We start from the raw sequence: 12,767 nt of genomic DNA on the forward strand, positions 1-12,767 counted from the left end.
AAGACGCGGTTTCAAGGCGAGGATTCATGAGCCAAGGCGACGTTCACAAGGTTCGCGCGTTCGAGCATCCCGGGCAGGGCAGGAAGCGGGCGAAAGCCACGCCGAAGGGACGCCAGGTCGACCCGGTGGCCGCGCATGAGATCGAGGCGCTGCTCGCAGACCGGCCGCGACGGCGCGATATGCTGATCGAGTACCTGCATCTGATCCAGGACAAGTACCATCAGATCTCGGCGGCGCATCTGGCCGCGCTCGCCGACGAGATGAAGCTGTCCTTCGCCGAGGTGTTCGAGACCGCGACCTTCTATGCGCATTTCGACATCGTGAAGGAGGGCGAGCCGGATATCGCGCCGCTCACCGTGCGGGTCTGCGATTCCTTGACCTGCGCGATGCTCGGCGGCGAGCAGCTGCTCAGGGATCTTCAGTCCCGCGCCGGCCCCGGCATCCGCGTCGTGCGCGCGCCGTGCGTCGGCCGCTGCGACACCGCACCCGCGGCCGAGGTGGGCCACAACTTCGTCGATCATGCCACCGTCAGCACCGTGCTCGCGGCGGCAAAGAACGGCGACACCCATGTGCATCTTCCTTCTTACGTCGACTACGACGCCTATGTCGCCGGCGGCGGCTACCAGCTTCTGGCGCGGCTGCGCTCCGGCGAGCTGCCGCGCGAGGATCTGCTGAAGGCGCTCGACGATGCCTCGCTGCGCGGTCTCGGCGGCGCCGGTTTCCCGACCGGCCGCAAGTGGCGCGCCGTGCTCGGCGAACCCGGTCCGCGGCTGATGGCGGTCAACGGCGACGAAGGCGAGCCCGGCACCTTCAAGGACCGCTACTATCTCGAGACCGATCCGCATCGCTTCCTCGAGGGCATGCTGATCGGCGCCCGCGTGGTCGAGGCGCCAGACGTCTACATCTACATCCGCGACGAGTATCCGGCCTGCCGCGACATCCTCGCGCGCGAGATCGCCAAGCTCCCGCCGGGCGGTCCGGTGCTGCATCTGCGGCGCGGCGCCGGCGCCTATATCTGCGGCGAGGAATCCTCGCTGCTGGAATCGATCGAGGGCAAGCGCGGCCTGCCGCGGCACAAGCCGCCCTATCCGTTCCAGGTCGGGCTGTTCGGCCTGCCGACGCTGATCAACAACATCGAGACCTTGTGGTGGGTGCGCGATATCGTCGAGAAGGGCGCCGACTGGTGGAAGAGCCACGGCCGCAACGAGCGCCACGGCCTGCGCAGCTTCTCGGTGTCGGGTCGCGTCAAGCATCCCGGCGTCAAGCTCGCGCCGGCCGGCATTACGCTGCGCCAATTGATTGACGAGTTCTGCGGCGGCATGGCCGACGGCCACACACTGCAGGCCTATCTGCCGGGCGGCGCGTCCGGCGGCATCCTGCCGGCATCGATGGACGACATCCCGCTCGATTTCGGTACGCTGGAGAAATACGGCTGCTTCATCGGCTCGGCCGCCGTGGTCGTGCTCTCGCAGGCCGATGACGTCAGGGAGGCTGCGCTGAACCTGATGAAGTTCTTCGAGGACGAGAGCTGCGGGCAATGCACGCCGTGCCGCGCCGGAACCGAGAAGGCGGCGCTCTTGATGCAGCAGCCGGTCTGGAACAAGGAACTGCTCGACCAATTGAGCCAGGCGATGCGCGATGCGTCGATCTGCGGCCTCGGTCAGGCGGCGTCCAATCCGCTGACCTCAGTGATCAAGTATTTTCCGGACGGCTTTCGTCCGCAGCAAGCCGCCGAATAGGCGGGGCGAGTAGGGCGAATTTCGACGAGGATTTTGAATGAGCAAGGACAAGAACTCTCCGCCGCAGGGCTACGGTCACGACGCCAAGGGCGCGGCCGGAGGAAGCAATGCCCCAGATGGTCGCGTCACCGTCACGCACAGCGAGCCGATCGGCAAGGTCGGCGGAACGGGCGGCGGCCCGCAGATGATCCAGTTCGAACTCGACGGCCATCAGGTCGAGGCGCGGGCCGGCGAGACTATCTGGCAGGTCGCCAAGCGCCAGGGCACCGAGATCCCGCATCTCTGCTATTCGCCGGCGCCGGATTATCGACCGGACGGCAACTGCCGCGCCTGCATGGTCGAGATCGAAGGCGAGCGCGTGCTGGCGGCATCCTGCAAGCGGACGCCGACGGTCGGGATGAAGGTGAAGTCGGCGAGCCAGCGCGCGGTGGCGGCGCAGAAGATGGTGATGGAGCTGCTCGTCGCCGACCAGCCGGCGCGCGAGACCTCGCACGATCCGGATTCGAAATTCTGGCACTGGGCCGAGAAGACCGGCGTCACCGAAAGCCGCTTCCCGGCGACCGAGCGCTGGCGCGCCGACACCAGCCATCCGGCGATGCGCGTCAATCTCGACGCCTGCATCCAGTGCGGCCTGTGCGTGCGGGCGTGCCGCGAGGTGCAGGTCAACGACGTGATCGGCATGGCGTATCGCAATCACGACGCGAAGATCGTGTTCGACTTCGACGACCCGATGGGCGAATCCACCTGCGTCGCCTGCGGCGAGTGCGTGCAGGCCTGCCCGACCGGCGCGCTGATGCCGGCCGTGATGCTCGACGACAAGCAGACCCGCGTCACCTACCCGGACAGGAAGGTGGACTCGCTGTGCCCGTATTGCGGCGTCGGCTGCCAGGTCACCTACGAGGTCAAGGACGAGAAGGTGATCTACGCGGAAGGCCGCGATGGTCCCGCCAATCACAACCGGCTCTGCGTCAAGGGCCGCTTCGGTTTCGACTACATCCACCATCCCAATCGGCTGACCAAGCCGCTGGTGCGGCTGCCCGGCGTCAAGAAGGATGCCAACGACCAGGTCGACCCGGCCAATCCCTACACCCATTTCCGCGAGGCGACCTGGGACGAGGCGCTCGATCTCGCCGCCGCCGGCTTGCGCAAGATCCGCGACGAGAAGGGCGCCAAGGCGCTCGCCGGCTTCGGCTCGGCCAAGGGCTCCAATGAAGAGGCCTATCTGTTCCAGAAGCTGGTCCGCACCGGCTTCGGCTCCAACAATGTCGATCACTGCACGCGGCTGTGCCACGCCTCGTCGGTGGCGGCGCTGTTCGAGGGATTGAGCTCCGGCGCGGTATCGGCGCCGTTCGCGGCGGCCGCCGATGCCGAGGTGATCTGGGTGATCGGCGCCAATCCGACCGTGAACCATCCGGTCGCCGCGACCTACATCAAGAACGCCGCCAAGCGCGGCGCCAAGCTCTACGTGATGGACCCGCGCCGGCAGACGCTGTCGCGCCATGCCACCAAGCACCTCGCCTTCAAGCCGGGCAGCGACGTCGCGATGCTGAACGCGATGATCCACACCATCATCACCGAAGGCCTGACCGACGAGCAGTACATCGCCGGCTATACCGAGGGCTATGACGACCTCAAGGCCAAGATCCAGGAGTTCACGCCGGAACGCATGTCTCAGATCTGCGGCATTCCCGCCGAGACGCTGCGCGAGGTGGCGCGCGCCTATGCCCGCGCCAAGTCGTCGATCATCTTCTGGGGCATGGGCATCAGCCAGCATGTCCACGGCACCGACAATGCGCGCTGCCTGATCGCGCTGGCCTTGATCACCGGCCAGGTCGGCCGTCCCGGCACTGGGCTGCATCCGCTGCGCGGCCAGAACAACGTGCAGGGCGCCTCCGACGCCGGCCTGATCCCGATGTTCCTGCCGGACTACCAGCCGGTCGGCCGCGACGACATGCGCGGCGCGTTCGAGAAATTGTGGGGGCAAGAGCTCGATCCGGTGCGCGGGTTGACCGTGGTCGAGATCATGAACGCGATCCACGCCGGCGAAATCCACGGCATGTATGTCGAGGGCGAGAATCCCGCGATGTCGGACCCGGATTTGCAGCACGCGCGCGAGGCGCTGGCCAAGCTCGACCATCTCGTGGTGCAGGATCTGTTCGTCACCGAGACCGCGTTCCACGCCGACGTCATCCTGCCGGCCTCGGCGTTCGCCGAAAAATCCGGCTCCTTCACCAACACCGATCGCCGCGTGCAGCTGGCGCGCGAGGTGATCAAGCCGCCGGGCGATGCGCGGCAGGATCTCTGGATCATCCAGGAGATCGGCAAGCGGATGGGATTGCCGTGGAATTATGCCGGACCGGGCGAGGTCTTCACCGAGATGGCCGAGCTGATGCCGTCGCTGAAGAACATCACCTGGGAGCGCCTGCTGCGCGAGGGCGCGGTGACCTATCCGGTCGACGATCCCGACAAGCCCGGCAACGAGATCATCTTCACCACCGGCTTCCCGACCGCGAGCGGCCGCGGCAAGATCGTGCCGGCCAAGGTGATCCCGCCGGACGAGTTGCCCGACGACGAGTATCCGATGGTGCTGTCGACCGGACGCGTGCTCGAACATTGGCACACCGGCTCGATGACGCGCCGCGCCCAGGTGCTCGACCAGATCGAGCCCGAGGCGGTCGCGTTCATGACGCCGAAGGACATGCGCAAGAAGGGGCTCGCGCCCGGCGACTTCATCCGGCTCGAGACCCGCCGCGGCGCGGTAGAGGTCAAGGTGCGCGCCGATCGCGACGTGCCCGAGAACATGGTGTTCATGCCGTTCTGCTACGCCGAGGCGGCGGCGAACCTGTTGACCAATCCGGCGCTCGATCCGTTCGGCAAGATTCCGGAGTTCAAGTTCTGCGCGGTCCGCGCCGAGAAGATCGATATCCGGACCGCGGCCGAATAGCGGTCGCGGGACGGAATGGGAGCCGCTGCATTGACGACGCTCAAGGTCATCATCTCCGGCGGCTTTGCTGCGGTCTACCGGGAGGTGCTGCCCGAGTTCGAGCGAAGCACCGGCATCAAGGTGGAAACCGGCTCCGGCGCGTCGGAGGGGATCGGTCCGAAGACCATCCGGCACCAGCTTGCGCATGGCACCCAAGCGGATGTGGTGATCCTTTCGCGCGAGGGACTTCGCGCGCTGATCGAAGACGGTCGGATTCGTCCGGGGTCCGACGCCGGGCTGGCGACGGCGCCGCTGGCCGCCGCGGTTCGCACCGGCGATCGCAAGCCTGATATCAGCAGTGACCTCGCGCTCAGGAACGCCTTGATCGACGCGGGCCGAATAGTGGCGCCGAGCAGCACCATCGTTCGCGACAAAATCTTGCCGAAGCTGAACTTGCCGGACACGGTGCGGCTCACCCTCGAGGCGCGCGGTACCGAGGCGGCCGAAGCGCTGCGGGCAGGCAGGGCAAATTGCTCGATCGGGCCGACCAGCGAACTGGTTCAGGAGAGCGGCATCGAATTGGTCGGCCTGCTGCCTGCCGACCTCCAGCTGGTCCAGACCTTCACGGCCGCCATTGTCAACGACGCCAAAGCGCCGGAAGCGGCCAAGCGGCTGATCGATTTTCTGTCGTCGGACAGCGATCGCTTGCTTGCCGCCATCAAGCGGGCGGGCATGGAGCCGGCACGCGGCTGACCTGCCGCTGCTGAGAAGATGTGAAGCTTTGTCCTCATCCCCTGTTGTCGTCGCCCGGCTCGCCGCCTCCGCTAAAGCTTCGGCGTGCCAGGCACCTGTGGCCTCGTCGAAGCCTTGGCGGAGACGGGACCGGGCGACCCAGTGCGCCGCGGCTTATCGGCCAAGCACAGCCGTCTCTGGAATACTGGATCACCCGCATGCGCGAGTGATGCCACTGAGCAAGCTGAGTAAGTCAATTCCGTCACCCTGACGGAGACTTGCGGCTCAGTTGTTGCTCGGTGCCGCGCTCAGCGGCGCGCCGCCGGTCGAAATCGGACCTGACGGCTTTGGCGCCCGAACCGGCGGCTTGCGCGGCTTCGGGGCTGCTTGCGCCACGGGTGCATGCGGTTGTTCGGCCGCGGCCGGTGGCGGCACGGGAGCCGGGGCGGGACGCTGCAGCGCGTCGACCTTCGACGTCAGGGCCGCCAGTTGGTCGGTGATCGCTTTCAACTGCTCCTGTTGGTCGGCCACCGACTTGCCGAGCGCACCGACGTCATCCTCGAGCTTCTGCTGGGCGGCGAGCAGATCCGGCAGCGCCTCCTTGTCGGCCGCCGCCTTGTCGCCGGCCGCGGCGTTGCCGAGCGAGGGTACCAGCGGTGCGATTTGCGGCCAGGCGTAGACGCCGCCTGCGCCCGCAAGCGCCAGAATGACGACGATCAACAGGAACCACGGCCAGCGGCGGCGCGCGGCAGGATCCGGACTTGATGGCGCATGGCTGTGCCATGCCTGATCGGAATCGTGGGTCACCCATGCTTCCTAGTCTGCTTCGGCGACGGTTGCAATCGACGCCGAGTCTGACCACTTTGGCGTCCATGTCCCTTTCGTCCGGAGCCCCATTGGCGCCCACGCACACGTCCCAGCTTCTTGAGGAACTCGTCGCTCAAGCACCGGACGGCCCCGTCGACCTCGAATGGCTCCTCGGCAATCTGGACAAGCGGTCGTTCGGCCTGCTCCTGCTGCTGCTTGGGCTCTTGGTGATCATTCCCGGCGTCGCGACCATTGCGACGCTGGCGCTGCTGTTTCCGGCGGTCGAGATGATGCTTGGCCACAGCGCGCCGTCGTTTCCGCGTTTCATCTCGAAGCGGCAGTTCGACTTCAAGCGCTTCAAGCGGTTCACCGTGTTTGTCCGCCCGATGCTGCAGGCGATCGAGCGGATCAGCCGGCCGCGCTGGGATGCGCGCCGCGACGTGATCGACCGCCTCGTCGGGCTGGTGGTCTTTCTGCTGGCCTTTTCGGCCGGCTGGCCGCTGCCCCTGGTCAACGTCATTCCCGGAATGGTGGTCGTGCTGATCGCGATCGCATATCTGCAGGAGGACGGCCTGCTGCTGGCGGTTGCGATGGCGGCTGCGCTGATTTCCCTGGCCGGGCTCGGATGGACGCTCTGGGCCTCGTTCACCGCCGTGATGGCTTGGACGGGGCTGTGAGGGCGAGGGCAGTCCGGACTTAAGGGGTCGACATCCCCTGCGGGCATGATCATTATCTCGCCCGACGCCGCGGCAAACAGCGGCGCGAATGGGGAGAACACATGCGTTGCATCACGCTCGCGGCGATCGCCGCGCTCAGCCTTGTTTCCACCTCGGCGCTGCTCGCCGCCGACAAGAAATACGATCCCGGCGCCAGCGATACCGAAATCAAGATCGGGCAGACCATGCCCTACAGCGGTCCGGCCTCGGCCTACGGCACGCAGGGCAGGGCCGAAGCCGCCTACTGGAAGATGATCAACAGCCAAGGCGGCATCAACGGCCGCAAGATCACGCTGTTGAGCATGGACGACGGCTACAGCCCGCCGAAGACGGTGGAGCAGACGCGCAAGCTCGTCGAGCAGGATGAGATCCTTGCCGATATCGGTTCACTGGGCACGCCGACCAATTCGTCGATCCAAAAATATCTGAACGGCAAGAAGATCCCGCATCTCCTGATCTCCACCGGGGCCTCGAAGTGGAATGATCCGAAGGAGTTTCCCTGGACCACGCCGTTCTATCCGCCCTATGCGCAGGAAGCGAAGATCTATGGCAAGTACATCCTCAAGGAGCTGCCGAACGCGAAGGTCGGCGTGATCTATCAGAATGACGATTTCGGCAAGGACTATCTGAAGGGCTTCAAGGAGGCGCTGGGCGAGAAGGCCGGTCTCATCGTCAAGGAGCTCAGCTACGAGGTGACCGATCCCACGATTGATTCCCAGATCGTCAATCTGAAGGCCGCGGGCGCCGACGTGCTGATGACGATCACGACGCCGAAGTTCGGCGCGCAGGCGATCCGCAAGGTGGCCGATCTCGGCTGGAAGCCGACGCACTTCATCGTCTCGGTCGCGAGCTCGATCGGCGGCGTGCTCGAGCCTGCCGGCCTCGAAGCGTCCACCGGCCTGATGACGGCGCTCGCCACCAAGGTGGTCGGCGACCCGGCGTGGGATACCGACAAGGGCGTGCAGGACTATCTCGCCTTCATGAAGCAATGGTATCCCGAAGGCAATCCGATCGATGGCAGCAACCAGATCGGCTATCTCTCGGCGCAGTTCACCGCGATCATCCTGAAGAACTGCGGCGACGAGCTGACGCGCGAGAACCTGCTGAAGCAGGCAACCAACCTCAGCAAGGTCTCGCTGCCGTTGCTGCTGCCCGGCATCACGGTCTCGGTGTCGCCGACCGACTATTCGACCTTCGACACCTTCAAGCTCGCGAAGTTCGACGGCAAGACCTGGAAGTTCTTCGGCGAGAACATCAGCACCGCGTCGCGGTAAGGTGAGCGCCGGCCGTGCCGGTCGGCATATCGGGGCGCAGCCACCAACCGGCTGCGTCCCGACCCGGGCGTACCCGGCTGACATTTCCAGCCGATCAATCTTGAGGTAGCCTGTTGCCGGCTTGAACGCGACGGAGCCGCCATGCTCACGCTCTATTCCTATCCGCCATTGTTCGGCGTCGCCGACAACAATGGCTATGGGCTGAAGGTGTTCGCCTTTCTGAGGCTCGCGGGTGTGCCGTTCCGGCACGAGCACATTTTCGATGCCTCCAAGGCGCCGCGCCAGCAACTGCCCTATATCGTCGACGGCGATGACACCGTCGGCGACAGCGAGACCATCTTCGCCTATGTCACCGAAAAATATCGCGTGACACTGGACGCGGCGCTGACGCCGGCACAACGCACGACCAATCTCCTCGTCACCCGTACGCTCGACGATCTCTATTGGGTGATGTCCTATTCGCGCTGGCAGGACGAGCGCTACTGGCCCCAGTTCCGCGATGCGCTCAAGCGCGAGCATCCTGATCTCACCGACGACGGCCTGATGAAGGCCAAGGCGTTCAACGCCCAGCGCTACTACTATCAAGGCATCGGCCGCTTTGCGCCCGACGCCGCGATGGCCCGCGGGCTCGCCGATCTCGCGGCCCTCGCGAGCCTGATTCCGGCGCAAGGCTATCTGCATGGCGACAAACCGACCTCGATCGACGCCGGCATTTATGGATTCATTGCCAACATCTATTTCTACGACATCGCAACGCCGCTGAAGACATTCGTGGTCTCGCATGATGCCCTGGCACGACATTGCCGTGCCATCCATGCGGCCCTCGCCCTTTGATCCAGGCGCGACTGTCCTATCCGTGGAACTACGGTTCTTGATAAAGCGCCGACATTAGGGAACCATGCCTCCAGAGGGCCATGCAAAGGGCCCGCGCTCTGCGCGCAGGGAGGACGGTCGTGAGCGGACAAATGCATCCGGCGGCACCGCACCATCTGCCGTTCTTCGTTCCGGGTCCCGACGGCGCCGACACCCTGATGGTGGTGATGGGCATCTTCCTGGTCGCGACCATCCTGTATGTGGGCACGCTGTACTGGAAGCTGCACAGCCTGCCTGAGCGGATGGCGCACAAGTCGCAGAAGCTGCAGTTCGAGATCGTTGCCGTGCTCGGCCTGATCTCGCTGTTCACCCATATGCACGTCTTCTGGATCGCCGGCTTGCTGCTCGCGATGATCGACCTGCCGGATTTCAGCACGCCGCTGCGCACGATCGCGGGATCGGTGGAGCGGATTGCCGACGCCACGCCGCCGCGGCCCGCGCCGCTATCGGAGCCGGATGCAAGCTCCGCCGCAGAGGAGGGACAGGGCCATGCTTGAGCTTCTGCTGTGCTCCCTGTTCACGATCCTGCCGGACTATCTCTATCGCCGCTACCGGCAGGGCAAGCGCTTCGGTAAGGAGATCACCTTCTTTTCCGTGTGGCACGAGCTCAGATGGGGCATCACCGGCTGCCTGATGCTGACGATCGCGCTGATCACCATGATCTTCTACTACCATCCCTCCACCAATTCGGCGGCGATCTACTTCCGCACCGTGCCGATCCTGCCTGAAGTGGCCGGCCGAGTCGCCGAAGTGAATGTCGGCTACAGCGCCCCCGTGAAGATGGGCGATGTCCTGTTCAGGCTCGATCATTCGAAGCAGCAGGCCGCGCTGGAATCCGCGAAGCGCAAAGTCGCCGAGGTCGACGCGTCGCTGACCAGCGCGCGGGCCGATGTGGTCAAGGCCGAGGCCCAGGTCGGCGAGGCCCGGTCGCACTGGCAGCAGGCCAAGGACGAGCTGGACAGCAAGAGCGAATTGCAGCGCCGCAATCCCGGCATCGTGCCGCAGCGCGACATCGAGAAGCTGCAGGTCGCCGTCGATCAAAGACAGGCGGGCATCGACGCTGCGAGCGCGGCGCGGGAGACCGCGGCGCTGCGCGTCTCCACGCTGCTGCCCGCCGAGAAGGCGAGCGCCGAGGCCGCGATGGCGGAGGCGCAGGTCGATCTCGACAAGACCTATATTCGCGCCGGCGTCGACGGGCGGGTCGAGCAATTCACCTTGCGGACCGGCGACGTCGTCAATCAGATGATGCGCCCGGCCGGCATCTTGATCCCCGAGGGCGCCGGCCGGAGCGTGCTACAGGCCGGCTTTGGCCAGATCGAGGCCCAGGTCATGAAGCCCGGCATGATCGCCGAGGCGACCTGCATCTCGAAGCCCTGGGTGATCATTCCGCTCGTCGTCACCGGCGTGCAGGACTACATCGCCGCCGGTCAATTCCGCTCCGGCGAGCAACTGATCGATCCGCAAGCGCTGCGCCAGCCGGGTTCGATCCTGACATTCCTGGAGCCGCTCTATGCCGGCGGCCTCGAAGGCGTCACGCCGGGCTCCAGTTGCATCGTCAACGCCTACACCAGCAACCACGACGTGATCGCCGATCCGAAGACCGGCGCGCTCAAGGGCTTCGCCTTGCATGTCGTCGACGCGACCGGGCTGGTGCACGCGCTGCTGCTGCGCATCCAGGCCTTGCTGCTGCCGGTCAAGACACTGGTGCTGAGCGGCCACTGAGTTTGCCATGGCGGCTACCGGCCGCCCGGAAGTTTGTTTCATGCGGGGGACGGATAATGGCTCCTTTGCTCGATGAAATTCGCCGCAGCCCACTGCTCTGGATGCTGATCTTCGTTCCTGCCGTACTGGCGGCAGAACTCGTGGCCCCCTCCGCACATACCGCACTCTTCGTGCTGGCGGTGCTGGCGATCGTGCCGCTGGCCGCGCTGCTCAGTCACGCCACCGAGAGCGTCGCGGCCAGAACCGGCGATGCGATCGGCGGGTTGCTCAACGCGACATTGGGAAATTTGACCGAACTGATCATTGCCCTGGCAGCGCTTCATGCGGGCGAGTATCTGCTGGTGAAGGCGTCGATCGTCGGCGCCATCGTCACCAATTCGCTCTTCATGCTGGGCGGCTGCTTTCTGCTCGGGGGATTGCGCTACCCGATCCAGGAATTCAATCGTGCCGGCGCGCGGCTGCAGGCGGCCTTGCTGCTGCTGGCCTCGATCGCGCTGTTCGCTCCAGCGGCAATCGCCGAACGCGAGCTGGCGCAAGGTGATGCGGTGACCAGGAAGCTTAGCCTTGGCCTCGCGCTTCTGTTGATCGTTGCCTATGGACTTGGTTTGCTATTTTCGCTGCGGACGCACAAGGGTCTATTTGCGTCAGAGGACCATGGCGACCCGGAGCATGAAGCGAACTGGCCGATCCGGCTCGCGGTCGGTACGCTTGTCGCTGTCACCGTGCTGGTCGCCCTGGTCAGCGAGATATTCGTCGGATCCGTACAGAGCGCAGGACAGGCCCTGGGGATGAGCCCGGCCTTCATCGGCTTCATTGTTGTCTCGCTCGTCGGAGGAGCCGCAGAAATGGCCGTGGCATTTTCGGCGGCCGGCAAGAACCGGCTCGACATGAGTGTCGGCATCGCGCTCGGCAGCGCGTCCCAGATTGCTCTGTTTGTGGCGCCGGTGCTGGTGATCCTCAGCTATGTCATCGGTCCTGCGCCAATGGACTTGCAGTTCTGGCCGGGTGCGGTGGCGATGGTGCTGTTAGCGACCATTACCTGCGGCTTCATCACAAGCGGTGGCCGCTCCGCATGGTTCGTCGGCGTCATGCTGTTGTTGATCTATGCGATATTCGCGATGACGCTTTATGCGCTTCCGCCGGGCGCCGCGCGTTCATGAGCGGGCAGCCGGACAACGCGGTGGGCCGGGGAGACCTGACAGGCGGATGGGTCCGGCTTGTCGTTCCGGTGGTGTTTGCCTGCAGCGTTTTCGGACTGCTGGTCGAAGCCGCGGTGCCGCATCTGCTGCCTGAAAACGCCGTCACGGCGTCGGTGGGGGGCGTCGCCAAGGCGGGCGTATTCGCGATCTGGCTCTATCTGGCCTGGCGCATCGTCAAGACGCTGCAGGGCATCTACGGCCCTGACAGCGTTCACTACCTCGACCAGACACCGGTCTGGAGAATCCTGCTTCGGGTGACGGCAGCCTACGCCCTGGCGGCATTCTGCTTTGCCGTGATCTATACGGTTATCGTTCGTCGCGACACCGACGCTTTCTCCGCCCAGCTCACTCTCGGCAACGCGCTCTACTTCAGCATCGTGACGATGACGAGCACGGGGTACGGCGACATCTTTCCCAAATCGGGCTGGGCCAAGACGGCTGTGTGCGTGCAAATCATGTTTGGTGTCCTCTACAACGTGCTGTTCTTTTCCATCTTCGCAGGGCTCGCCGGGCGCAGGCGGGAAGGGTGACTCGGCGGCGACCGGTTTCGCGCCTGGCCCGTTGCTGATGTCGCCGCCGGCAGAGCTGTTGCCGATTGGACACGACGGGCAAATCAGCGAAACGCGTCAAGTGCCCGCGGCAAAAATATTTCGCTTTATCCGAAGCGCAACTCAGTGTATGGTCTGCGCGTCTCGCCCGATCGAGGGGCGCTTCGCGGTCGTCACGAACGCGGGTCGAGATGCGGTGGACGCCGAATGCGCAGTTGACGAACGCGCATGAGG

General features: G+C 65.1%; 11 protein-coding genes. 10 read left to right on the forward strand and 1 reads right to left on the reverse strand.

The genetic code is table 11. The features are described 5' to 3' along the window. The first annotated feature begins 26 nt into the window (after positions 1-26). From ACVINW_RS23430 to ACVINW_RS23440, 3 genes are all read left to right on the forward strand, one after another. Positions 27-1,739, forward strand: a complete 1,713-nt coding sequence (locus ACVINW_RS23430; RefSeq protein ID WP_456753476.1) for an NAD(P)H-dependent oxidoreductase subunit E — start codon at positions 27-29, stop codon at positions 1,737-1,739. Positions 1,740-1,923: 184 nt separating this feature from the next. Then, positions 1,924-4,683 (forward strand): formate dehydrogenase subunit alpha, encoded by a 2,760-nt coding sequence (gene fdhF / locus ACVINW_RS23435; protein WP_456756478.1) that lies wholly within the window; start codon positions 1,924-1,926, stop codon positions 4,681-4,683. Between the two features lie 30 nt (positions 4,684-4,713). Beyond that, complete coding sequence (locus tag ACVINW_RS23440; protein WP_456753477.1) at positions 4,714-5,415, forward strand: substrate-binding domain-containing protein; 702 nt, start codon at positions 4,714-4,716, stop codon at positions 5,413-5,415. A gap of 264 nt (positions 5,416-5,679) precedes the next feature. Here the strand turns inward: ACVINW_RS23440 and ACVINW_RS23445 are convergent, their stop codons facing one another. Next, positions 5,680-6,201, reverse strand: coding sequence for a hypothetical protein (locus ACVINW_RS23445; RefSeq protein WP_456753478.1), 522 nt, complete (start codon positions 6,199-6,201; stop codon positions 5,680-5,682). Between the two features lie 29 nt (positions 6,202-6,230). Here ACVINW_RS23445 and ACVINW_RS23450 point away from each other — a divergent pair, with 29 nt between their 5' ends. The 7 genes from ACVINW_RS23450 to ACVINW_RS23480 all read left to right on the forward strand — a co-directional run bounded on the left by ACVINW_RS23450 (position 6,231) and on the right by ACVINW_RS23480 (position 12,515). Continuing rightward, complete coding sequence (locus ACVINW_RS23450; protein ID WP_456753479.1) at positions 6,231-6,878, forward strand: exopolysaccharide biosynthesis protein; 648 nt, start codon at positions 6,231-6,233, stop codon at positions 6,876-6,878. A 101-nt stretch (positions 6,879-6,979) separates the two neighbouring features. After that, positions 6,980-8,191: an ABC transporter substrate-binding protein gene (locus ACVINW_RS23455; protein ID WP_456753480.1), complete on the forward strand. Its 1,212-nt coding sequence runs from the start codon at positions 6,980-6,982 to the stop codon at positions 8,189-8,191. A 141-nt stretch (positions 8,192-8,332) separates the two neighbouring features. Further along, a complete protein-coding gene (locus ACVINW_RS23460; protein WP_456753481.1) occupies positions 8,333-9,025 on the forward strand; it encodes a glutathione S-transferase family protein in 693 nt (230 codons plus the stop codon). Between the two features lie 119 nt (positions 9,026-9,144). Beyond that, positions 9,145-9,561: a hypothetical protein gene (locus ACVINW_RS23465; RefSeq protein ID WP_456753482.1), complete on the forward strand. Its 417-nt coding sequence runs from the start codon at positions 9,145-9,147 to the stop codon at positions 9,559-9,561. Further along, positions 9,554-10,786, forward strand: coding sequence for an HlyD family secretion protein (locus ACVINW_RS23470; RefSeq protein ID WP_456753483.1), 1,233 nt, complete (start codon positions 9,554-9,556; stop codon positions 10,784-10,786). The genes ACVINW_RS23465 and ACVINW_RS23470 overlap by 8 nt, the downstream gene beginning before the upstream one ends. 56 nt (positions 10,787-10,842) lie before the next feature. After that, the gene (cax, locus tag ACVINW_RS23475; protein ID WP_456753484.1) at positions 10,843-11,946 is read left to right on the forward strand and encodes a calcium/proton exchanger; all 1,104 of its coding nucleotides are present in this window, start codon (positions 10,843-10,845) and stop codon (positions 11,944-11,946) included. Beyond that, positions 11,943-12,515 (forward strand): potassium channel family protein, encoded by a 573-nt coding sequence (locus tag ACVINW_RS23480; RefSeq protein WP_456753485.1) that lies wholly within the window; start codon positions 11,943-11,945, stop codon positions 12,513-12,515. Before cax ends, ACVINW_RS23480 begins: the two co-directional genes overlap by 4 nt. The last annotated feature ends 252 nt before the right edge of the window (positions 12,516-12,767 follow it).

This window comes from Bradyrhizobium sp. USDA 4461 (genome assembly GCF_054055655.1).

Bases quoted from the DNA above. Each gene is read 5' to 3' on its own strand.
- ACVINW_RS23430 (WP_456753476.1), top strand. From the start codon at position 27: ATGAGCCAAGGCGACGTTCACAAGGTTCGCGCGTTCGAGCATCCCGGG.
- fdhF (WP_456756478.1), top strand. From the start codon at position 1,924: ATGATCCAGTTCGAACTCGACGGCCATCAGGTCGAGGCGCGGGCCGGC.
- ACVINW_RS23455 (WP_456753480.1), top strand. From the start codon at position 6,980: ATGCGTTGCATCACGCTCGCGGCGATCGCCGCGCTCAGCCTTGTTTCC.
- ACVINW_RS23460 (WP_456753481.1), top strand. From the start codon at position 8,333: ATGCTCACGCTCTATTCCTATCCGCCATTGTTCGGCGTCGCCGACAAC.
- ACVINW_RS23470 (WP_456753483.1), top strand. From the start codon at position 9,554: ATGCTTGAGCTTCTGCTGTGCTCCCTGTTCACGATCCTGCCGGACTAT.
- cax (WP_456753484.1), top strand. From the start codon at position 10,843: ATGGCTCCTTTGCTCGATGAAATTCGCCGCAGCCCACTGCTCTGGATG.
- ACVINW_RS23480 (WP_456753485.1), top strand. From the start codon at position 11,943: ATGAGCGGGCAGCCGGACAACGCGGTGGGCCGGGGAGACCTGACAGGC.